Below are 23,828 nucleotides of genomic sequence, written 5' to 3' on the forward strand. Positions count from 1 at the left end.
TAAGAAATTAAAAGTGCTTCAGTTTTTTCACTTTCGCTTTCAAGAACTTCTCTAAAATCATCTGAAACTTCCATACCTTTATATAAATTATATTTAACTAAAACATCTTCTGGAATAGTCACATCATTATCTAGATCAAAAGAAATAGTAAATCTATTCTTTTCAAAAAGAATATTTGTTATAAACATAAAATCACCACATACATATTAACATAAATATAGTCGAGATATGAGCCTAGATGCTTCCTATTTCAATAATTTATACCTAATAATGGAAAAATTTAATTAAAAAGTATATAATGTTATATAGCTAAAATTGACGAGGTGAACAATGTTTGAATTAATTTCTCAAATTTTTAAATATGTTTTTATTATTATAATTTACCTTTTTGTATTTAGTATTTTAAGACTAATGTACTTGGACATAAAAAGTATTGCCTCTGAAGGTAATTCACTTGAGGATTCATATTTAAAAGTTGTAAACAGATTAGATTCATTAAATTTTAAAATGCAAGAGCATTATGTTGTAAAGAACAACATGACTTTAGGACGAAGTTCTAAAAATGATATTGTTATTAAAGATAAGTTTGTCAGTAAAAATCATTTAATATTTTTAGAAAATAATGGTTCATACTACATTGAGGACTTGGGTTCTGCCAATGGCACTTTTTTAAATGGTGTCAGAATAGATCCACATGAACCAGTTGAAATTTATGACAATGATAAAATTGGTGTTGGGTTTATTCAATTTATTTTTGTAGAAAATAGGTGATTGAATGTTTGATTTTGTGCTTAAGAACAGAAAACCTAGAAACCTATTATTAATATTCGAATTATTGAGTATATTTTTATTGTTTTTATTCAATAACAATCACTTCGATAAATATATAGTAATATTATTTTTAGGTCTTATACTTATAGTTTATGTTTCTAATCTAGTCTTGGGTAAAGTCTCTTCAGGAGATAATTATATATTTTTAATAGTATCCATGCTTCTAAGTCTTGGTATTATAACGATTTATAGACTATCACCATCACTTGGGCTAAAACAACTTATTTGGGTTCTAGCTGGAATACTTGTATTTTATATTACTTATTTTGCAGTAAGGGCAGTTAGAAAGTTAGAATATATGACTGCAATCTATTTGGGAGGATCAATTTTTCTTTTTTTAATCACTTTGATTTTTGGTGAAAAAAGATTTGGAGCCACTAACTGGATTAAAATTTCAGAGAATGTCACAATCCAGCCAACGGAATTTACTAAGATCTTAATCATATTTTTAATCGCTTCTTTTTATACCACTTTTAATAAAAAATTGAAGAAATTAAATTATAAACATACATCCTATTATTTAATGGCTGTAATGTATATATTTGTTGCATTTTTATTCTTACAAAGAGACTTGGGTACAGTTGCTATTTTTATGGCAATATACACTGGTATTCAGTTTATATATGATGAAGATAGAAAAACTTTTTTATTAAACGTTGGTCTTATGTTTTTTGGGGCGATAGCTGGTTATTTCTTATTCTCTCACGTTAGAGTTAGAGTAGATATATGGTTACATCCATGGACATCAGAAAATGTAGTTAATAATGCTAGACAAATAGTCCAATCTTTATTTGCAATAGCAGAAGGTGGGTTCTTTGGAACTGGTTATGGAGTAGGTTATCCTTCACAGATTCCTCTAGCATACTCAGATGTCATCTTCTCAGCTATATGTGAAGAGATGGGAATACTAACAGGTATAGGAATTATCATGCTATATATGCTTCTAATTTATAGATCTATAAAGATTGCTCTAAATCAAGAATATACTTTTTACAGAATACTTGCTATTTCTATTGGAATTATGTTTACCGTGCAGGCTTTTTTAAATATAGGAGGAGTAATAAAACTAATTCCAATGACAGGGCTTACACTTCCATTTATTTCTTATGGAGGTAGTTCTATGATTTCAAGCTTTATAGCTCTTGGAATATTGCAAGTTACTAGCGAAGATTTATCTTATAAATACGACAGAGGTAATGGCAATGAATAAAAAAGACACAAAGAGAATCTTAATAGTTTTGATATTTCTAATAATACTTCTACTTGCTCCAATTATGTATCTTACTTACTTCACTATTTTTCAGGCAAATAATATTATAGATCATCCTGCAAATAGAAGATCAGTATTAAAAGAAAACTCTGTTAAGAGAGGTACTTTTTATGACAGAAATGGGGAAGTACTTGCTTATTCAACTGGAGAAAAATATAAATACAATAGAATATATAATTATCCAGTAATTTATTCTCATGTTATCGGATATTCTGATAAGGTCGTAGATAAGTATGGGCTTGAAAAAGAACTTAACGATTATTTGACAGGAAAAGAAGGCTCAAAAATTCTAAAGGTATTTAAATCTGTAGTAAATCCTAATTATGACCAATACACAGGAGACTCTGTAACTCTTACTACGGATACAAATTTACAGAAAAAAACTAGATCTGTACTTGCAGAGAATTTTGACAAGGGTTCTGTAGTTATGATGAATCCAAAAACTGGTGAAGTGCTTTCAATGGTATCTCTTCCGGACTTTAACTCACAAAATATTGCAAAGGATATGGCTGAGATAAATAAAGCAAATAATGGAGCTTTATTTAACTCCTCAACAAAAGGTAGATTTGCACCAGGTTCTGTTTTTAAAATAGTTACAACTGAAGCAATTCTTGAATCTGGAATTTCACAAAGTTATAATGACAAAGGTGTGGAAAAAATTGACGAAGGTAGGGAATTTAGAAATGCTGGAGGCGGAGTTTACGGACGCGTTAATTTAAACCAAGCATTTACTAAATCAATCAACACTTATTTTGCCAGAAAATCTATCGATGCTGGTAAAGACAAGATGGCAGAAGTTGCTACAAGATTTATGATAAATCAAAAAGTAGATTTTGAACTTCCACTTGAAGTTTCAACATGGACTTATGACAGAAAGGGTTTTGACAGAACAGCCCTTGCATCAGCTGGAATTGGACACGATTCTCTTCTTGTAACACCACTTGAGATGTGCATGGTGGCATCAACTGTGGCAAACGACGGCGTAATGATGCAACCTCATCTTGTTTCTAGAATAGATTCATCTGATGGGAAAAATATTTTAAGAAATGCACCAACTGTTTTGAGTGAAGTAATGCCTAAAGAAAATGCAGACAAAATTACTAAGATGATGCAAAATGTTGTAAGCAGTGGTACAGGAACAGAAGCTTTTGTGAGTGGCTATAAAATCGCCGGCAAAACTGGTACTGCACAACTAGATATTGAAAAAGGTAGCAACAATGCGTGGTTCGTAGGATTTGCTCCTGCTGATGATCCAAAAGTAGCAATTGCTGTTGTAATACCTGGCATTCAAAACTCAGGTGGAGAAGTAGCAGCACCAATCGCAGGTGAACTATTAAAATATGCTATAGACAATATTCAGTTTGAAGAAGATTGAGGTGTATATGTATAACTCGAAATTTGTAACTGCATTTATTGCAGCTGCAGGTATGGGCAAAAGAATGAACATGGGTATTAATAAACAGTTCCTTTCTATTGGAAATATTCCGGTTCTTGCTCATACTATTAAAAAATTAGAACAATCAAAATATATAGATTTTTTGATTATAATAATTAAAGAAACAGATATACTCTATCTTAGCGACATTATAAATAAATTTAAAATAAATTTGGATTATAAAATTGTTTATGGTGGCAAAGAGCGGCAAGATTCAATCTACAATGGGCTAATCAATATGCCGCCTGAGACGGATATAGTGCTAACGCATGATGGGGCAAGGCCCTTTGTATCGGTTGAAAAGATTGATGAAGCTATAGAAAAAGTTAACGAAACTGGAGCTTGCGTCTTAGCTAATAGAGTTAAGGATACGATAAAAGTTTCTCTTGACGGTGAAACAGTAGACTATACTCCGAACAGAAACATGCTCTGGCAAGTGCAGACTCCCCAGGTTTTTGAGAGAGATATTTTGCTAAAGGCCTATAATCAGGCCTATGCAGAGGACTATTATGGCACTGATGACTGCTCTTTAGTAGAAAAAACAGGAGTCAAAGTTAAACTTATTAATAACTCATATGACAATATAAAGATTACAACTAAAGAAGATTTGCATTTTGCAAAAACTTTAATAAAGAAGGTGAAAAATTGAGAATAGGTTTAGGTTATGATGTTCACGCTTTAGTTAAAGATAGAAAGCTGATTATTGGTGGAGTAGAAATTCCTTATGAAAAGGGACTACTTGGTCACTCTGATGCTGATGTTCTTATTCATGCTATTATGGATTCAATACTAGGCGCATTGGCACTTAGAGATATAGGCTACCACTTTCCAGATAATGATAATGCATATAAAGACATTGATTCAAAAGTTTTATTACAAAGAGTATATGAATTGATGGATGATAAAGATTATGAAATAAACAATATTGACTGCGTAGTGGCGTGTCAAAAACCAAAGTTAAAAGACTATATAGATACTATGCGAGATACTATTGCTAAAATTTTAAATACAGATATAGATAATATATCTATTAAAGCAACAACTACTGAAGAACTTGGATTTGTAGGAAGAAAAGAAGGTATTTCAGCTCAATCTATTTGTTTACTAAGAAAGAAGGTTTAAATGAAATTTTTTATTGATACTGCAAATATTGAGGAAATTAAAGAAATCAACTCTTGGGGAATTTTATCTGGCGTTACAACTAATCCTAGTTTAATAGCTAAAAATGGTGGAGTTTTTGAAGAAGTTGTAGAAGAGATAACTTCAATTGTAGATGGTCCTATTTCTGCTGAGGTTATATCAACTGATTTAGAAAATATTCTTATTGAAGCAAGAGAACTTGCTAAAATTTCCAAAAATATTGTCGTTAAAATTCCAATGATCGAAGAAGGATTAAAAGCTGTAAGTATCTTGAGTAAAGAAGGTATAAAAACCAATGTTACTTTAGTTTTTTCACTATCTCAAGCGCTTCTTGCTGCAAATGCAGGAGCTACTTATGTGAGTCCTTTTATGGGAAGGCTTGATGATATTGGAGAAAGTGGAATTAAATTAGTTGAAGATATACAAAATGCTTTTTCAAAATATAATTATGATACAGAGATAATAGCAGCAAGCATTAGACACGTTGCACACGTAGAACTTGTTGCAAAGGCTGGCTCAGACATTGCAACAATTCCATATAAGATATTTAAAGAAATGATAAAACATGATTTGACAGACAAGGGATTAGAAAAATTTTTAGAAGATTTTAAAAATGTGAAGACAAAAGGAGATCTTAAGTAATGGACAGAAATTTAGCACTTAATCTAGCAAGAGTAACAGAAGCAGCAGCATTATCTGCAGGTAAATGGCTTGGAAGAGGCGATAAAAACGCCGCTGACAAGGCAGCAGTAGATGCAATGAGAAGAATGTTTGATACTGTAGAGATTGACGGAACAGTAGTTATTGGCGAAGGTGAAATAGACGAAGCACCAATGCTTTATATTGGCGAAAACATTGGAACAAAAACTGGTGAAAATGAAGTCGATATTGCTGTTGACCCAATTGATGGTACAAATTCAATTGCAAATGGTATGCCAAACTCAATCGCAGTTTTAGCAGTAGCACCAAAGGGATGCCTTTTACATGCACCTGATATTTACATGGATAAAATTGCATGTGGTCCAAAAGCAAAAGGATGCATAAAACTTGATGATTCACCAACAGAAAATATAAAAAGAGTAGCAAAAGCTCTTGATAAAAATATTGAAGACATTACTGTTGCAATTCTTGATAGACCACGTCACGAGGGAATAATTGAAGAAATTAGATCTCTTGGGGCAAGAATTAAGAAAATTTCTGATGGAGATATTGTTACTGCAATTGAAACTTGCTACGAAGATTCAGGAATAGATCTTGTCATTGGTAGAGGTGGAGCACCAGAGGGCGTTATAGCAGCAGCTGCACTAAAATGTTTAGGTGGTGACTTCCAAGGAAGACTACATCCAACAGATGAAAAACAAGAAGAAAGATGTAAAAAACTACACTCAGACTTAAAGAAAGTTTATAACATAGACGATTTAGTAAAAGGTAATGAAGTTATTTTCTCTGTAACTGGTATTACTCAAGGTGAAATCTTAGATGGAGTAAAATATTACGGCCAAAACAAGGCGACTACTGAATCTTTAGTCTTAAGACTTCCAAGTGGCACACAAAGATTTATTAAATCTGTCCATGCTCTTGATTTAAAGCCAGATTACGCAAAGTGATTCTAAATGAAATATAATAATGATTATGAAATTTTAAATAAAAAATCTATTGTAGATTTAAAAAAAATTGCATCTTCAATGGGCTTAGAATTAAATAATGATTATACTGCTGATGACTACAAGTACTATATTGTAAATGGTAAGCTTCCAGACTCAAATGAAGATTTAAATAATTTAAAAGTATCTGAACTTAGAGAAATTGCAAAAGATTTAAATATTGATAAGGTATATTCATTAAAAAAAGATGAGTTAATTTCAAGAATTAATTCATATAAAGAAAATTCAAAAATTATTGAAGAAGATAATATTGAAGATTTAGATCTATCAGACAATGCCGTAGAAGTGTTAGAAAAATTAGAAGACACAACTTTTGTAAAGGGAATTTTAGATTTACACCAAGACGGTTACGGCTTCTTGAGAACTTTTAATTATCTACCTGGTGATGGGGATATATATGTCTCACCGTCCCAAATAAGAAAATTTAGGCTTCGCAATGGCGACGAAATTCTTGGTGCAGTTTCTCCTCCAAAAGATGGAGAAAATTTTAACGCGCTACTCTATATAAAGAAAGTAAACGGCCAAAATCCAAATGACATCATACACAGACCTTATTTTGATAATTTAACGCCGATTTATCCAAGGGAGAAAATTATTTTAGAGACAGAAGAAGAGGATATTGCAACAAGAGTCATTGATTTAATTTCCCCAGTAGGAAAAGGTCAAAGAGGTATGATAGTGTCTCAACCAAAATCTGGAAAAACTACATTACTTAAAAAGATTTCAAAATCAATTACAAAAAACTATCCAGATGTTCACTTGATTGTACTTTTAATTGACGAAAGACCGGAAGAAGTTACAGATATGCAAAGATCTGTAAAAGGCGAAGTTGTTTATTCTACATTTGATGAAACTCCAAAAAATCATACTAGAGTTGCAGAGATGGTAATAGATAGGGCAAAGAGATTAGTTGAGCAAAAGGAAGATGTAGTAATCCTTCTTGATTCACTAACTAGACTATCAAGGGCATATAATCTAATTACTCCAACAAGCGGAAAGACATTATCGGGGGGACTTGATCCACTATCTTTACACAAGCCTAAAAGATTTTTCGGCGCAGCAAGAAATATAGAAGAGGGCGGAAGCCTTACAATACTTGCGACAGCTCTTGTAGAAACTGGCTCAAAGATGGATGATATAATTTTTGAAGAGTTTAAAGGAACTGGAAACATGGAGCTTCATTTAGACAGAGTTTTATCTGAAAGAAGAATTTTTCCGGCACTTGATATTTTTAAGTCAAGTACGCGAAAGGAAGAGCTCCTATTAAATTCAAAAGAACTTAAATTTAATCATCGTCTAAGAAGAAGTTTAAATGAAGATAATAAGAATGAAGTTACAGAACAATTTTTAGATAATTTGGAAAAATCAGTTAACAACGAGGATTTCTTAAGAAAAAATTTGTAGAGTTTACTTCTACAAATAATAATTGAAAAAATTATAAGATTATTGTATAATAATAATGTTATTTAATTAATGCTTGATATTATCAATTTTTAATGTTACAATTTAAAAATTGAGTTATAAAATAATAAGGGGGCTATTTACTATGAAAAAAGGAATACATCCAGAATATAAAGAAGCAACAGTAACTTGTGCTTGTGGAAATACCTTTAAGACTGGTTCTGTTAAAGAAGACCTTAAAGTTGAAGTTTGCTCAGCTTGTCATCCTTTCTTTACAGGAAAACAAAAATTCTCTGATCACAGCGGAAGAATTGAGAAATTCAACAGAAGATACAAAAGAGAAAATTAATCAAAAGGTTAGCCCAGCTAACCTTTTTTAATTGAAAAATATGAATATTAAAGAAGCGCTTAATAAAGGATTACCATTGTTAGAAGGATTAGAGTATATAAATCCTCATAACGAATGTAGGAATATACTCTCATATCTATTACAAAAAGACACATCATATCTATTTGCACATTCTGACGAAGAATTGCCTAAAGAAGTATCAGAAGAGTTTTTTAAAATCATAAATAAAAGGCAAAAAGGATATCCACTTCAATATATATTAGGAAGCACAGAATTTTTTGGAAGAAATTTTAAAGTTAACGAAAATGTGCTTATTCCCAGACAAGATACAGAAATTTCAGTAGAAAATATTTTAAAAGTAATTGAAAGTGATAAATTAAAGTCAATGCTTGATATAGGTACAGGAAGTGGAATAGTAGCAATAACTGTAAAGCTTGAAACTGGAATAGAGACATATGCCTGTGACATTAGTAGAAAAGCTCTTGAAGTTTCAATGGAGAATGCTAAGAATTTAGAAGCTAATGTGAATTTTATAGAAAGTGATTTATTTAAAAATATAAATAAAAAATTTGATATTATTTATTCAAATCCGCCATATATAAAAAGTAAAATAATAAATACTTTACAAATTGAAGTAAAAGATTTTGAACCTAAACTTGCCCTAGACGGTGGGGAAGACGGACTATATTTTTATAAAAAAATAATTAAAGATGCTTCACAACATTTAAATAAAAATGGCTACTTAATTTTTGAGATAGGGCACGATCAGGCAGAAGAAATCGAAAATCTTATGGAAGATAGATTTAATACACAAGTCATAAAAGACTTAAGTAACTTAGATAGAGTAATCGTAGGTAAAATGAGGGGTTAAAATGTACGAAAGATTATCAGTTTTTGAAGATAAACTTATTCAATTAGAAAAAGATTTGGCTGATGTAAAAGTCATAAATGATTCAAAATTGTATCAACAAAAAGCAATTGAACACGCTGAATTAGAACCAATTGTATTAAAATACAGAGAATACAAAGATACATTAAATACAATAAAAGAAAATAAAGAGATGCTAAAAGATAATTTAGATGATGACTTTAAAGATTTAGTTAAAGAAGAATTAAGTGAAGCTGAAAATAAACTGGAAACTTTGGAAAATGACTTAAAAATTCTTCTAATACCTAAAGATAAAAATGATAACAAAAATGTTATCGTAGAAATTAGAGCCGGCGCAGGCGGTGATGAAGCAGCCCTATTTGCAGGAGTTCTTTATAGACAGTACACTAGATATGCTGAAAGATGTGGATTTAGAGTCGAAACTATATCTACAAATGAAATTGGAATCGGCGGTTTCAAAGAAGTTGTATTTATGATTATAGGAAAGGGTGCATACTCTAAGCTTAAATATGAATCCGGAGTTCACAGAGTACAAAGAGTTCCAGAAACTGAAAGTGGAGGAAGAATTCACACATCAACTGCAACTGTTGCAGTTCTTCCAGAAGTTGACGATGTAGAAGTTGAAATTAATCCTCAAGATATAAGATTTGACGTATTTAGAGCAAGTGGCAATGGAGGACAATGTGTAAACACAACTGACTCTGCCGTAAGACTTACTCACATTCCTACTGGAATTGTAATTTCTTGCCAAGATGAAAAATCACAACTTAGAAATAAAGAAAAAGCTATGAAGCTTTTAAGATCAAAATTATATGATTTAAAATTACAAGAACAAAGTGATAAGGAATCTGAAGAAAGATCTTCTCAAATTGGTACAGGAGATCGTTCAGAAAGAATTAGAACTTACAACTATCCACAAGGAAGAGTAACTGATCACAGAATTAACTTTACAACTCACCAAATAGATGCAATAAACGATGGAGAACTCGATGAATTAATAGATGCTCTGATAGCATATGACCAAACTCAAAAGATTGAACATCTAGAATAATAAATTGATTTTTCATACCCATTAAGCTATAATATTTATGTAGAGATTATAACTAATCTAAGGGGGTATATTATTATGAATCAAATGACAAGTGATAACTTAAGATCTGCTTTTGGCGGAGAATCTCAAGCGCACATGAGATACTTAATTTGGGGAGATGTAGCTGAAAAAGAAGGTTTCCCTAATGTAAAGAGACTTTTCCAAGCAACTTCTGATGCTGAAAGAGTTCACGCAACTCTTCACTTCAAAGCTTTAAAAGATGTATCTGGAGATTTTGCTGTAACATCTATGGCAGGATTTGGAATCAACAGCACATCTGAAAACCTTGAAGGTGCAAAAAATGGAGAAATTTTTGAATCAACTCAAATGTATCCAGCTTATATAGCTGTTGCTGAAATGCAAGGCGAAAAAGAAGCTGTAAAAGCAATGAAATTTGCTACAGCTGCTGAAGAAGTTCACGCAGAAAGATATCAAACAGCTAAAGACGCTGTTGATAGCGGAAAAGACTTAGACGTAGAAAAAATTCTACTTTGTCCAGTATGCGGATATATTACATTTGATGATACTGAAGAAGCTTGCCCAATTTGCGGTGCAAAGAAAGCAGTTTTTGTTGAGTATTAATTTTATTATTAAAAATAGTGCCAGTGGATTTCCATTGACACTATTTTTTTGCGTTTTTAGCACTTAGTTTAATTTTAATGTCAATATGAAAATTTATTAATAGATATTAAATAAGATTTCAAATTTCATTTAAACATATTGCTAATATAAGCCGTTTATGATATACTTTTAATCGGTATAAAAAACACACATTTTCTGATGATATTAGAGTTGCTTTATAGTCCTAATATCAATTGATGAAAATGGAGGAAAAAAACATGGAGGTATTAAAATGTCAGTTATATCAATGAAAAACTTATTAGAAGCTGGTGTTCACTTCGGTCACCAAACTAGAAGATGGAACCCAAAAATGAAGAGATTTATATTTACTGAAAGAAATGGTATTTATATAATCGACCTTCAAAAGACAGTAACAAAAGTAGAAGAAGCTTATGAATTTGTAAGAGAAATAGCAGCAAATGATGGACAAGTTCTTTTTGTAGGAACTAAGAAACAAGCTCAAGATGCTATTGAAAAAGAAGCTATCAAATGTGGAATGCCATACATTAACCAAAGATGGTTAGGCGGACTTCTTACAAACCACAAAACAATTAAAAGACGTATAGACAGATTATTCGAACTTTACGAAATGGAAGAAAAAGGACTATTCGACGTTCTTCCTAAAAAAGAAGTAGCTCAACTACTAAATGAAAGAGAAAAATTAGAAAAATTCTTAGGCGGAATTAAAAACATGGAAGGCATGCCAGATGCACTTTATGTTGTAGACCCTAAGAAGGAATATATAGCTGTTAAAGAAGCTCACATCCTTGGAATTCCAGTTATCGGAATTGTTGACACAAACTGTGATCCTGATGAAATTGATTTACCAATTCCTGGAAACGATGATGCAATTAGAGCTGTTAAATTAATTACAGAAACTATAGCAAATGCTGTTCTTGAAGGAAAACAAGGAAATCAAACTGAAGAAGCTTTAGTAAGTGATTATAATGACAATCAAGAAGAAGTAGAAGTTACTGAAGAAGAAGTTTCTACTGAAGAAGAAATTACAGAAGAGTAAGATAATTTTTGAGAGTTGTAAAGGATCCTTTATAACTCTCTTTTTAAAATATATAAGGAGTGAATTTAAATGGCAATTACAGCAGCACAAATTAAAGAACTAAGAGAAATGACATCAGCTGGTATGATGGATTGTAAAAAAGCATTACAAGAAACTAATGGAGATATGGACAAAGCAGTAGATTACCTACGTGAAAAAGGACTTGCTTCTGCAGCTAAAAAAGCATCAAGAATAGCATCTGAAGGTATTGTTGAATCATACATTCACGGTGGAAGAATCGGAGTTCTTGTTGAAGTTAACTCAGAAACTGACTTTGTTGCTAAAAACGATGAATTTAAATCATTCGTTAAAGATGTTGCAATGCAAATTGCTGCAATTGGACCAAAATACATCAGCCGTGAAGATGTTGATGAAGCAGAATTAAATCACGAAAGAGAAGTTTTAACTGAACAAGCAAGAGGCGAAAACAAACCAGAACACATTATTGAAAAGATGGTAGAAGGAAGACTTGAAAAATACTATGAACAAGTATGTCTACTAGACCAACCATTTATTAAAGATTCAGATAAAACTATCCAAGAACTTCTTAATGACTTAATTGCAAAACTTGGCGAAAATATTAAAATCAGAAGATTCGTAAGATATGAAGTTGGAGAAGGTCTAGAAAAGAAAGAAGAAGATTTCGCAGAAGAAGTTGCAAAACAAATGAAAAATTAATTGAGGTATTTTTATGACAGAACCTAAGTATAAAAGAATTATTCTTAAGTTAAGTGGAGAAGCCATGGCTGGAAAAAATTCAATGGGAATTGAATTGGATTATATTAAATTAATAGCCAGGGAAATAAAAAGGATACATGAATTGGGAGTAGAAGTTGGTATTGTAGTAGGTGGTGGAAACTTCTGGAGAGGAAGAGATGCATCTCAAATCGACAGAGCTACTTCTGATAACATTGGCATGTTAGGTACTGTTATGAATGCTTTAGCATTACAGGATTGTCTTGAAAAAATTGGAGTTCTTACTAGAGTTCAAACAGCAATTGAAATGAAAGAAGTTGCAGAACCGTATATTAGAAGAAGGGCTATTAGACACTTAGAAAAGGGAAGAGTTGTAATTTTCTCAGCTGGAATTGGTGCTCCATATTTCTCTACCGACACTGCTGCAGCTCTAAGAGCAGCAGAAATTGATGCAGATGTAATTTTACTTGCAAAAAAAGGTGTAGATGGAATATATAATGCTGATCCAAAGCTTGATAAGAGTGCAGTTAAATATGATAGCTTGACATATCAAGATATTCTAAATAATAATCTTAAAATTATGGATGCAACAGCTACATCTCTATGCATGGATAACAACATTCCATTAGTTGTTTTTGGCATAGATGATGAAAACTCAATGTATGATGTTGTATGTGGAAAAAATTTAGGTACTAAAGTAAAATAGGAGGATATTATGATATCTGATCTGAAAAAAAATACTGAAAGCAAAATGAAGAAGACTGTAGCTTCTCTAGTTGAAAGTTATAAAACTATTAGAGCTGGAAGAGCTAATACTTCACTTCTAGATAATCTTAGTGTTGAATGCTATGGTCAAATGACTCCAGTCAACCAAATCTCAAGTGTATCAGCACCAGAAGCGAGACTTTTGACTATTCAACCTTGGGATGCTAATTTAATCCCTAATATCGAAAAAGCGATATTAAAATCAGACCTTGGAATTACACCATCTAATGATGGAAAAATAATCAGACTTGTTATTCCACAACTTACTGAAGAAAGAAGAAAAGATTTGGTAAAAGTTGTTGGAAAATATGCCGAAGAAGGCAAAATTTCAGTTAGAAACATTCGTAGAGATGCAATGGAAGAGATAAAAAAAGCTGAAAAGAATAAAGAAATCTCTGAAGATGATAAAAAAACATACGAAGAAGACATACAAGAACTAACTGATAAATATATTAAAGAAATTGACAACACAGTTAAAGTAAAAGAAGCAGAACTGATGGAAATTTAAGAATTTTAGCCTTAGAGAAATCTAAGGCTTTTTTAAGGTGAATTATGAATTATAAAGAACTGATTGATAAAGATAATATCCCAAGACATATTGGTATTATAATGGACGGCAATGGTAGATGGGCAAAGAAGAGATCAATGCCAAGGTCATATGGACATAAAGCAGGATCAGACAAGGTAATTGAAGTTGTTGAGTCATGTTACAACCTAGGTGTAGAAGCTCTTACTCTATACGCTTTTTCTACTGAAAATTGGAAAAGACCAAGTGAAGAAATTTCAAAACTAATGGATTTACTTATTTTTTATGTAAAAACTCAATTAGCAAAGATAAAAAAGAATAATATAAAAATAAATGTATTAGGTGATTATTCTAAATTCCCAGACAGAGTTGTCAAGGAAATTACTAAAGCATTGAAGGAAACAGCTTCAAATGATAAAATGATATTAAATATTGCGCTTAACTATGGCGGTCAACAAGAAATAGTTAGAGCCACTAAAAATATCTATAAAGATATAGAAAATGGAAAAATTACTTTAGATGATGTAGATATTAATTCTTTTAAGAATTATTTATATACATGCGAATCACCAGATCTTGATCTATTAATTAGGCCAAGTGGTGAGCTTAGAGTGTCAAATTTTTTGCTATATCAATTGGCTTATTCTGAATTTTATTTTTCTAATGTTTTGTGGCCTGACTTTGATGAGAATGAGCTATGTAAAGCAATATATAGTTTTCAATCTAGGGATAGAAGGTTTGGAGGTCTGTAATTGAAAGATTTACACAAAAGAGTAATTACTGGAATTGTTGGAATAATTGCACTTATTTTCATCATGTACTTAGGTATTAATGCCATAAAAGTATTCTTGTTTGTTGCGACACTTGAGGCAATTAGAGAAATATACAATGCATTCATGAATAAGGGAATTAAGCTTTTCCTACCAGTTTTATTTTTAGGCGCCATTTTAACTTTTGTTTGTTCTTTGTTAAATTCTAAGATTGAATATTCATTGATTGCATTTTTTATAATAAATGCAATATGTTCAATAGTTATTGAAAGTTATGAGTTAGAAAATTCAATATATACTTTCTTTGCATATTTCTACACAGTATTCTTGCTTAATTTGTTGGCAGTTTCCAATGAACTGATTTTAATAATAGCAGCTTTTGTAGTAGCATTTTGCACAGATACTTTTGCTTATTTTGTTGGTTCAACTTTTGGAAAGCATAAATTAATTGAAAGAGTTAGTCCCAATAAGTCTGTAGAAGGTGCAATTGGAGGAACAGTTATTGCATCAATTGTTACTGTAATTTATTTTTATTATATAGGAAAAAATTATATTGATATTAATCTAAGTTTTCCAGCAGTAGTAATAATTATACTTGCATCAGTTGCAGGACAGTTCGGCGATTTGTTTGCATCTAAATTAAAAAGATATACAGGTATTAAAGATTACGCAAATATTCTTCCAGGACACGGTGGAGTATTAGACAGGTTCGACAGCATAATCTTTGTAAGTCCTGTTATTTATGTTCTTTTTCACGTTTTATAAATGGTGATAAAATATGATTACACTTATTAGTTCAATTTTAGTATTCCTATTAGTAGTTGTGATACATGAGTTTGGACATTTCATAGTTGCTAAAATTTCTAATATAAAAGTTAATGAATTTTCTGTTGGCATGGGTCCAAAGATAGTTCAAAAACAAAAAGGAGAGACCATCTACTCTCTAAGAGCACTTCCCATCGGTGGTTATGTTGCTATGGAGGGAGAAGAAGAGGGTTCAGTTGATCCTAGGTCTTTTAATAATGTTAATATTTCAAAACGAATGGCCACAGTATTAGCTGGGGCCTTTATGAATTTTATTTTGGCTTTTGTTGCCTTTAGTTTAATGACTATGCTTACTGGATATGGTTCAAATGTTGTAGATTATACTTCAGAAAATTCCCCGGCTCAAACGGCAGGTTTAAAGAGTGGAGATATTATTATATCTGTTAATAATAATCCTACTAGGAATTTATTAGACATCAACAAAGTAGTTGAATCTAATAAAAAAGATGATATTAAATTTGAAATTAACAGGAATGGAAAAATAATAGAGAAGACTATCAAACCGAAATATTATGAAGAATATGGAACTTATTTAGTTGGTTTTACAGCGAAAGTAAAATATTCTTTTTTTAAGTCTATAGAAATAGGCTTTGATAGGATGATGTTTACCTCAAAGGCTATACTAAGCACATTAAAAATGATGGTTACAGGACAGTTTAAAATGGAATATTTATCTGGCCCTGTTGGAGTTGTTCAGATTATAGGATCTGAATCTTCAAAAGGACTGGTTTATTTTTTACAAATTTTGGGACTAATTTCTGTAAATTTGGGAGTATTTAACTTGCTACCTATACCCGCCCTTGATGGAGGAAAATTTTTATTCTTATTAATTGAAGCTATTAGAGGTAATCCTATAGATGAAAAAATAGAACAAAAATTAACATTAATAGGTATAAGTCTACTTTTTAGTATAATGATCTATGTTACAATTTTTAATGATATAGGAAGGTTGTTTAAATGACAATTAATAGAAAAAATACAAAGAAAATTTATGTTGGAGATGTTCCCGTGGGAGGAAATTCCGACATAACTGTACAGTCTATGACTACAACTATTACAAAAGATATAGCAAGTACAGTAAATCAAATATGGGAACTTGAATCATGCGGCTGCGATATTATTAGATGTGCTGTAAATGATACAGACGATGCTCTTGCAATAGGAGAAATTAAAAAACATACCAAAATTCCTTTTATAGCAGACATTCAATATGACTATAAACTGGCTCTTGCAGCAGCTGAGAATGGTGCTGATGCAATTAGATTAAATCCTGGAAATATTGGAGCAAGTTGGAAAATTAAAGAAGTTCTTAAAGCATGTTCAGATAAAAATATTCCAATTAGAGTTGGAGTAAATTCTGGATCTATAAAAAAAGAATTTTTTGATAAATTCGGTGGAGTGAATTCTTCTTCTATTTGCTATAGTGCTCTTGAAGAAATTGAATTGCTTGAAGCAAATGGATTTTTTGATATTGCTGTGTCACTAAAGGCATCTGACGTTTTGTTGACAATTGAAAGCTATAGAAAATTTTCAGAATTAAGTGATTATCCTCTACATTTAGGTGTAACTGAAGCAGGTCCTCCATCAAAAGGAATTATAAAATCGGCAGTTGGAATAGGTGCATTACTTGCAGAGGGGATCGGAGATACTATAAGAATTTCACTTACATCTAATCCAGTAGATGAAGTAAAAGCTGGGAATGATATATTAAAAACTCTAAACCTAAAAAAACATGGAGTAAACTTAATTTCTTGTCCAACTTGTTCAAGGACAAAAGTTGATTTAATTAGTCTTGTAGAAGAAGCTGAAAAAGAATTAGATAAAATAGATAAAGATATCACAGTAGCAATAATGGGTTGCGCTGTAAATGGTCCAGGAGAGGCAAAAGAAGCTGATTATGGAATTGCTTCTGGAGATGGCGAGGGACTAATATTTAAAAAAGGCGAGATTATAAAAAAGGTTCCAGAGGAAAAATTACTTGAAGAATTGTTAAAAGAAATTGAAAAGTAGGGTGTTACTTTGCAAAAATTAACAGATTTATTGGAAAAAATGGATGTGAAACTTGACCTAGAAGAAGAAGACATCTTTTTGCCAAAAATTAAATTTAAGAAAAAACAAAATGAAGTCTTAATTAGTTTTAAATCCAATTCTATTTTATCTGAAAGTGATAGAGAGGCTATAGAAAATACATTTATAAATTATTTAGATGAATATAAATTGTACTTTAAATATTATGCTAAAAATAGATTTAAAACTGAAGAAGAGCTAATAATTAGCGAAATAATGAAGTATAATCCATCTTCAAAATCGTGGATAGGAGATATTACAATTGATATTAAAAAAGAGGAAAAATTAATTGATATCTATATCCCAATATCAGAGATTTACTATTCACTTACAAAAAATGGGTTTGTAAAAAGCTTAGAAGAGTCATTAAAAGTTTTTGACAATTATAAAGTAAATTTAATTGAAGTGGAAGAAGATTCTAAGAGTGCCGACGAATTTATTGAAAATATCGATAAAGAAGAAGAAATTTTCCACGAAAAGCAACTAGAAATAATTAAGACAGAAAAAGAAGTTGAAAAACCTGAACTGCTTGATTCATATAGCTTTGGTAGAAAAAATATCTCTGAAATTACTCAGCTTAGCGACATGGATCTAAATTCACAGCGAATTACTGTTGAAGTTGATATTTTTGATATGGAAGTTAGGGAGCTAAAAAACAAAAACTTTTTGGCCAGCCTTTCTATTACAGATTACACATCTTCAACTTTAGCAAAAATTTTCTTAAAACCAGATAAAGTTGAAGAGTTTACACTTAATATCAAAAAGAATGATCATGTCGTTATTACAGGAGATGTAAGCTACGATAATTATTCAAAATGTGAAACTATAATGATTCGTTACATTGAAAAGGCAAAAAAACATCTCCGTGAAGATAATGCAAAAGATAAAAGAGTTGAGCTTAGAGTCCACTCCAAAATGTCCCAGATGTCTGGAGTTACACCATTTGATTCTTTTGCAAGTACAGCAAAAAGATGGGGAAAAGACACAATAGCTATAACTGATACTAGTGATGTGCAAGGATTCCCAGACGCAATGGATGCATCTAAAAAGTATGACATGAAAATACTTTATGGTTGCGATTTAAATTTTGTCGATGACAGAGAAAAGATGGTAACAAATTATGATACAGAAACTAATTACAACAGCTTTGTCGTATTTGATATAGAAACCACAGGTCTTTCTTCCATAAACGATAAAATTACAGAAATCGGAGCTGTAAAAGTTGTTGATGGCATAATAGTCGATAGATTCTCACAACTTGTAAATCCAGAAAAGGAAATTCCTGAAGTTGTAGCAGAACTAACTGGCATAAGTAATGAGTTTGTAAGAGATGAACCGACTATTGAAACTGTAATACAAGATTTTTATAAATTCATCCATGGTTCAGTTTTAGTTGCACACAATGCGAAGTTTGATATATCTTTTATAAGACGTGAACTCAATTCAAATGGACTTGAATTTAATTTTCCTATTTTAGATACACTTGTAATGTCAAGAGCTTTAATGCCAGAACTTAAAAGATTTAATTTGGGAACTTTATGTAAAAATTTAGGTATCTCACTTGTAGGAGCTCATAGAGCGGTAAACGATGCTGAAGCAACAGCTGAATTATTTATAAAACTCTCAGATAGACTTCACAAAGATAATAAATTTAGTTTTGATGAATGGAATGAGGCTTGCGCGAACATCGACACAAAACGCTTGTTCGAAAACTCTGTTCTAGTTTTTGCTAAAAATGTAGATGGACTTAAAAATTTATATAAATTAGTTTCAAAATCGCACATGGATTATTTCTATATGATGGCAAAGACTCCAAGATCTTTAATCGATGAGTTTAGAGAAGGGTTATTAGTTGGTTCTGGCACTAGTGAGTCTGAACTTTTTGATGCTATATATAGAAACTCTCCACATGATGAAGTTGTTGAAATTGCAAAATATTATGATTTTTTGGAGATACAACCAGCTTTAGACAATTTAATAGATATAAATAGCGGCAAATTTAGTATAGAAGATATACGAAATATAAATAAAAAAATAGTTGAAATTGGCGATGAGCTTGGAATACTTGTTGTTGCAGATTCTAATACTTTTTATTTAGATGAAGCTGACGATATTAGTAGAAGAATTGTTTTAAATGGAAAACCTGGTAGACCTAATCCTAGAAATCTTAAGAGACAGAAGCTTTATTTTAAGACAACTGAAGAGATGCTAAAAGAATTTTCATATCTCGGAGAAGAGAAGGCTTACGAAGTAGTCGTAAAAAACACTAATACTTTAGCAGATAAGATCGATAAGATGGATCCTATACCTGAAGGGAAATATCCTCCAGTAATAGAGGGCTCTGATGAAGATTTAAAAAATATGACTTACCATAAAGCCAGAGAAATTTATGGAGATCCTCTTCCAGAAATAGTTGAAAAAAGACTTGATAAGGAACTAAACTCGATAATAAATAATGGTTATGCAGTTTTATATATAATTGCTCAAAAACTTGTTAAGAAGTCAAATGATGATGGGTTCTTAGTTGGTTCAAGAGGTTCAGTAGGTTCATCTTTTGTTGCGACTATGGCTGACATTACTGAAGTAAATCCACTTCCTCCACACTATGTATGCCCAAATTGCAAATATTCAGAGTTCATGGATGGCTTGGAGTATGGTAGTGGTATTGACATGCCTGACAAGAACTGTCCACATTGCAACACTCCATTAAAAAAAGATGGACACAACATTCCTTTTGAAGTATTTTTAGGTTTTTATGGAGACAAAGAGCCAGATATAGACCTTAACTTTGCTGGTGAATATCAACCTAATGCACATAAGTATACAGAAGAACTTTTTGGTGAAGGATATGTGTTCCGTGCTGGAACAATTGGTACAATAGCTGAAAAGACAGCTTATGGTTATGTTTTAAAGTATTTTGAAGATAAAAATATATCTCCAATAGAAGTTGATAGACTTGCGAAAACTATTACTGGAGTTAAGAGAACTAGTGGTCAACACCCAGGTGGAGTTATGATTGTTCCAAAGAGCAATTCAATCTTTGATTTTACTCCAATCCAATATCCTGCAGACGATCCAAGTTCAGGTGTAATTACTACACATTTTGATTATAACTTTATTCACGGAAAGATTTTAAAACTTGATATACTAGGACACGATGGTCCTTCTATTATAAAAATGCTAGAAGATTTTACAGGAATTAATTCTTCTGAGATTAGACTCGATGATCCCGAAGTATTAAAACTATTTAGCAGTGTTGAGCCACTTAATGTAGATAAAAATATCTTCGAAGCAGATACAGGTACACTTGGAATTCCTGAGTTTGGTACGTCATTTGTAATTGGAATGCTAAAAGAGACTCTTCCTAAATCTTTTGCCGACTTAGTGAGAATTTCTGGACTATCACACGGTACTGATGTGTGGCTATCTAATGCGCAAGAGCTTGTAAATTCAAACAGGGCAGAGCTTAGAGAGGTAATTGCAACAAGAGAAGATATTATGATCTACCTGATAAACGCAGGCGCAGAAAATAAAATGGCCTTTGATACTATGGAAAGAGTAAGAAAGGGAAAAGGCCTAACAGAAGAGCAAGAGAGCATAATGAAGACTTTAGATTTGCCTGAGTGGTACATTGACTCATGTAAAAAAATTAAGTACATGTTCCCAAAAGCTCACGCCGTTGCATATGTAATGCTTTCTTTTAGAATTGCTTATTTTAAATTGAATTACCCACTTGCATTTTATGCGACCCATTTCACAATAAAATTAAATGATTTTAATGGTGAAATAATTTTAAAGGGTCCAAAAGCTGTAAAAGCAAAAATTGAAGAAATTGACTCTCAAGAGAATTTGACAGCAAAGGATAAGGGCGAACGAGCAGTGCTTCGTGTTGCACTTGAAATGTATTCTAGGGGATTTGAATTTTTAAAACCAGATATTTATAAATCAAAAGCATCTAAATTTACTATAGAAGATGGCAAAATAAGAATGCCTTTTAGAGCAATTTCTGGTGTTGGAGAAAACTGTGCAATTAAAATTGAAGATGAAGCAAGTAAAGATAAATTTTTATCTATAGAGGACTTCTCTAAAAGAACTGGCGCAGGAAAGTCTGTTATTACTATTTTAAAAAATAATGGTATTTTGACAAACCTTGATGAAACTAACCAAATATCATTATTTAATCTATGAAATGTTGTAATTTATTGAGTTTATGATATAATTTAAGTAAGTAAGATAAGTTTTTAGTAAAGAGTGGGTTGTCCCACTCTTTGTTTTTTGAAATGCGAGGTGCAGGTTGAAAAAATCAGAAATTTTAAAAATTGTTTATCCTCTAGCAGAAGAAGCAGCTAAGACCTTAGGTTATGAAATAGTTGATATTGATTTTGTTAATGGAAAAAAACATGATTTGCTTTCAATTTTTATCTACAAAAAAGAAGGCATAGATCTTGATGATTGTACAGAGATGAGCAAAATTATCAATGAAAAATTAGACGAAATTGATTTTTTAGAAAATCCATATTATTTAGAAATCTCATCTCCAGGTCTAGACAGACCTCTTAAAACAAAAGATGACTATAGAAGAAATTTAGACAATGAGGTTGATGTAAAATTATTTGCACCTTTAGATGATAGTAAAATAAAAACATATACTGGAATATTGTCAGATTACGATGATGAATATATATATCTAAATATAGATGCAGATAATGAATCAATAATAAAAATACCTATCAAGTCTATATCTACTATGAAACAAACTATTAGGTTTTAAACGGAGGATATTATGAACGAAGAGTTTATAAATGCTTTAACAGAAATTGAAAAAGAAAAGGGAATTTCAAAAGAAATAATCTTCGAAGCACTTGAGTCAGCTTTGGTATCAAGCTATAAGAAAAATTATGGTACATCTCAAAATGTTATCGTTCAAATGGATAGAGAAACTGGCGATATAAGATTATTTTCTGCTAAAGATATTGTAGAAGAAGTAATGGATCCACAAATGGAGATTTCAATAGAACAGGCCAAAGAGATTGATCCAACATACGAAGTTGGAGATGTTTACAATAAAGAGATCCATCCTAAAAATTTCGGAAGAATAGCAGCTCAAACAGCAAAACAAGTAGTAATGCAAAGAATAAAAGATGCTCAAAGAGAAGTTGTTTATGACGAGTATGTTGAAAGAGAAAGAGAAATAATTACTGGAACAGTTCAAAGAGTATCTAATAACAATGTTTATGTAGATTTAGGAAAAACTGAAGCAATTCTTCCATATAGCGAACAAATTAAAAACGAAAGATATGAGCAAGGCGACAGATATAAAATGCTCATCTTAGAAGTTAAAAAGTCTACAAAGGGTCCACAGATTATATTAACTAGATCTCATCCTGATTTAGTTAAAAGGCTTTTTGAATTAGAAATTCCTGAAGTAACAGAGGGAATTGTTGAAATTTATTCGATTTCAAGAGAAGCAGGATCAAGAACAAAAATTGCTGTATTCTCTAAAGATGAAGAGGTTGATCCACTTGGAGCATGTGTTGGCTATAAGGGACAAAGAGTAAATGCAATAGTAGAGGAACTTAATAACGAAAAAATTGATATTGTAATTTACGAAAAAGATATTGCAAAATTCATATCTAATTCTTTGAGCCCATCAAAAGTTGAAAAAGTATTTATCAACGAGGCTGAAAACTCAGCTCTTGCCATAGTACCAGATTATCAATTATCACTTGCTATAGGTAAAGAAGGTCAAAACGTAAGACTTGCTGCAAAGCTTACTGGTTGGAAGATAGATATTAAATCAGCTGAACAATTTGAAGCATATTTGGATGAAAATAATATTACTGAGGAAGAGTTAGCTGAGAAATGGTCAAGAAGTTCTGAAGTTGCTGATGAAAAAGAAGTAAATTTAGAAAATGGAGAAACATCCGACTCAGATATGGCTATGGAAGAAAAAGAAGACTCAGCTTTCGAAGAAGAAAGTGAAAATAGTCCTGTAGAAGAGACTACTTCTTTCGATGAAGCTACTGCAAATGATAGCGACAGTCAGGAAATATAAGCAAACAATATTTTTAATCAAGTTTTATACACTTTTAATAACGGAGTTTTAAATGACAAAAGTTAGGAAGACTCCTATGCGCACATGTATAGGATGTAGAGAACAAAAACCAAAAAAAGAGTTAATAAGAATTGTAAAAAATAAAGAAAATGAAATTTTTTTAGATAGAACAGGTAAGGCAAATGGAAGAGGAGCGTATATATGTGATGATTCAAGTTGCCTAGAGAAGGTAATTAAATCTAGAGCGCTTAACAGAACATTTTCCATGGAGATAAAAGAGGAAGTTTATGATGAGCTAAGAAAATCCATGGAATAATACGTAACTTTTGAGGAGGTGTTCAATTTGTCAAAGATAAGAGTACACGCGTTGGCAAAAG

At 31.4% G+C, this 23,828-nt stretch carries 24 protein-coding genes and 1 pseudogene; 24 read left to right on the top strand and 1 reads right to left on the bottom strand.

Annotated features, from left to right (window positions below; translation table 11 throughout):
- A pseudogene (locus ACOX6R_RS03395) lies at positions 1–188 on the bottom strand (RecX family transcriptional regulator); the annotation flags it as partial.
- A gap of 142 nt (positions 189–330) precedes the next feature.
- Here ACOX6R_RS03395 and ACOX6R_RS03400 point away from each other — a divergent pair.
- From ACOX6R_RS03400 to rnpM, 24 genes are all read left to right on the top strand, one after another.
- Positions 331–771, top strand: coding sequence for an FHA domain-containing protein (locus ACOX6R_RS03400; protein WP_433447241.1), 441 nt, complete (start codon positions 331–333; stop codon positions 769–771).
- 4 nt (positions 772–775) lie between these two features.
- Complete coding sequence (locus tag ACOX6R_RS03405) at positions 776–2,041, top strand: FtsW/RodA/SpoVE family cell cycle protein (protein WP_433447243.1); 1,266 nt, start codon at positions 776–778, stop codon at positions 2,039–2,041.
- Positions 2,034–3,476, top strand: coding sequence for a peptidoglycan D,D-transpeptidase FtsI family protein (locus ACOX6R_RS03410; protein WP_433447245.1), 1,443 nt, complete (start codon positions 2,034–2,036; stop codon positions 3,474–3,476). The genes ACOX6R_RS03405 and ACOX6R_RS03410 overlap by 8 nt, the downstream gene beginning before the upstream one ends.
- A gap of 7 nt (positions 3,477–3,483) precedes the next feature.
- Complete coding sequence (ispD, locus tag ACOX6R_RS03415; protein ID WP_433447247.1) at positions 3,484–4,185, top strand: 2-C-methyl-D-erythritol 4-phosphate cytidylyltransferase; 702 nt, start codon at positions 3,484–3,486, stop codon at positions 4,183–4,185.
- Positions 4,182–4,658 carry a 2-C-methyl-D-erythritol 2,4-cyclodiphosphate synthase gene (gene ispF / locus ACOX6R_RS03420; protein ID WP_433447249.1) on the top strand — a complete coding sequence of 159 codons (477 nt, stop codon included), beginning with the start codon at positions 4,182–4,184 and terminating at the stop codon, positions 4,656–4,658. Before ispD ends, ispF begins: the two co-directional genes overlap by 4 nt.
- On the top strand, positions 4,659–5,318 hold the full coding sequence (gene fsa, locus ACOX6R_RS03425; protein WP_433447251.1) for a fructose-6-phosphate aldolase: 660 nt from the start codon (positions 4,659–4,661) through the stop codon (positions 5,316–5,318).
- On the top strand, positions 5,318–6,283 hold the full coding sequence (gene glpX, locus ACOX6R_RS03430) for a class II fructose-bisphosphatase (protein WP_433447253.1): 966 nt from the start codon (positions 5,318–5,320) through the stop codon (positions 6,281–6,283). The genes fsa and glpX overlap by 1 nt, the downstream gene beginning before the upstream one ends.
- Before the next feature lie 6 nt (positions 6,284–6,289).
- Positions 6,290–7,744: a transcription termination factor Rho gene (gene rho / locus ACOX6R_RS03435; RefSeq protein ID WP_433447255.1), complete on the top strand. Its 1,455-nt coding sequence runs from the start codon at positions 6,290–6,292 to the stop codon at positions 7,742–7,744.
- Between the two features lie 142 nt (positions 7,745–7,886).
- Positions 7,887–8,090, top strand: coding sequence for a 50S ribosomal protein L31 (gene rpmE / locus ACOX6R_RS03440; protein ID WP_433447257.1), 204 nt, complete (start codon positions 7,887–7,889; stop codon positions 8,088–8,090).
- A gap of 40 nt (positions 8,091–8,130) precedes the next feature.
- Positions 8,131–8,961 carry a peptide chain release factor N(5)-glutamine methyltransferase gene (gene prmC, locus ACOX6R_RS03445; RefSeq protein ID WP_433447259.1) on the top strand — a complete coding sequence of 277 codons (831 nt, stop codon included), beginning with the start codon at positions 8,131–8,133 and terminating at the stop codon, positions 8,959–8,961.
- A 1-nt stretch (position 8,962) separates the two neighbouring features.
- Entirely contained in the window at positions 8,963–10,030 is a 1,068-nt protein-coding gene (gene prfA / locus ACOX6R_RS03450; protein ID WP_433447261.1) for a peptide chain release factor 1, read from the top strand.
- A gap of 75 nt (positions 10,031–10,105) precedes the next feature.
- Complete coding sequence (locus ACOX6R_RS03455; protein WP_433447263.1) at positions 10,106–10,651, top strand: rubrerythrin family protein; 546 nt, start codon at positions 10,106–10,108, stop codon at positions 10,649–10,651.
- A gap of 271 nt (positions 10,652–10,922) precedes the next feature.
- Positions 10,923–11,708 carry a 30S ribosomal protein S2 gene (rpsB, locus tag ACOX6R_RS03460; protein ID WP_433447265.1) on the top strand — a complete coding sequence of 262 codons (786 nt, stop codon included), beginning with the start codon at positions 10,923–10,925 and terminating at the stop codon, positions 11,706–11,708.
- A gap of 69 nt (positions 11,709–11,777) precedes the next feature.
- Positions 11,778–12,425 (top strand): translation elongation factor Ts, encoded by a 648-nt coding sequence (tsf, locus tag ACOX6R_RS03465; protein ID WP_433447267.1) that lies wholly within the window; start codon positions 11,778–11,780, stop codon positions 12,423–12,425.
- Positions 12,426–12,438: 13 nt separating this feature from the next.
- Positions 12,439–13,149, top strand: a complete 711-nt coding sequence (pyrH, locus tag ACOX6R_RS03470; RefSeq protein WP_433447269.1) for a UMP kinase — start codon at positions 12,439–12,441, stop codon at positions 13,147–13,149.
- A 9-nt stretch (positions 13,150–13,158) separates the two neighbouring features.
- Positions 13,159–13,716, top strand: coding sequence for a ribosome recycling factor (gene frr, locus ACOX6R_RS03475; protein ID WP_433447271.1), 558 nt, complete (start codon positions 13,159–13,161; stop codon positions 13,714–13,716).
- A gap of 44 nt (positions 13,717–13,760) precedes the next feature.
- Positions 13,761–14,486, top strand: a complete 726-nt coding sequence (locus ACOX6R_RS03480; protein ID WP_433447273.1) for an isoprenyl transferase — start codon at positions 13,761–13,763, stop codon at positions 14,484–14,486.
- Positions 14,487–15,269 carry a phosphatidate cytidylyltransferase gene (locus ACOX6R_RS03485; RefSeq protein ID WP_433447275.1) on the top strand — a complete coding sequence of 261 codons (783 nt, stop codon included), beginning with the start codon at positions 14,487–14,489 and terminating at the stop codon, positions 15,267–15,269.
- 13 nt (positions 15,270–15,282) lie between these two features.
- Complete coding sequence (rseP, locus tag ACOX6R_RS03490) at positions 15,283–16,290, top strand: RIP metalloprotease RseP (RefSeq protein WP_433447277.1); 1,008 nt, start codon at positions 15,283–15,285, stop codon at positions 16,288–16,290.
- Positions 16,287–17,339 carry a flavodoxin-dependent (E)-4-hydroxy-3-methylbut-2-enyl-diphosphate synthase gene (gene ispG, locus ACOX6R_RS03495; RefSeq protein ID WP_433447279.1) on the top strand — a complete coding sequence of 351 codons (1,053 nt, stop codon included), beginning with the start codon at positions 16,287–16,289 and terminating at the stop codon, positions 17,337–17,339. Before rseP ends, ispG begins: the two co-directional genes overlap by 4 nt.
- Before the next feature lie 9 nt (positions 17,340–17,348).
- Complete coding sequence (locus ACOX6R_RS03500; protein WP_433447281.1) at positions 17,349–21,584, top strand: PolC-type DNA polymerase III; 4,236 nt, start codon at positions 17,349–17,351, stop codon at positions 21,582–21,584.
- 106 nt (positions 21,585–21,690) lie between these two features.
- Entirely contained in the window at positions 21,691–22,167 is a 477-nt protein-coding gene (gene rimP / locus ACOX6R_RS03505; RefSeq protein WP_433447283.1) for a ribosome maturation factor RimP, read from the top strand.
- Between the two features lie 12 nt (positions 22,168–22,179).
- Positions 22,180–23,451, top strand: a complete 1,272-nt coding sequence (gene nusA, locus ACOX6R_RS03510) for a transcription termination factor NusA (RefSeq protein ID WP_433447285.1) — start codon at positions 22,180–22,182, stop codon at positions 23,449–23,451.
- Between the two features lie 52 nt (positions 23,452–23,503).
- Entirely contained in the window at positions 23,504–23,767 is a 264-nt protein-coding gene (rnpM, locus tag ACOX6R_RS03515) for an RNase P modulator RnpM (RefSeq protein WP_433447287.1), read from the top strand.
- Positions 23,768–23,828: the final 61 nt, after the last annotated feature.

The sequence above is a fragment of the Peptoniphilus sp. genome, assembly GCF_050943655.1.
Classification (GTDB): Bacteria; Bacillota; Clostridia; order Tissierellales; family Peptoniphilaceae; genus Peptoniphilus_A.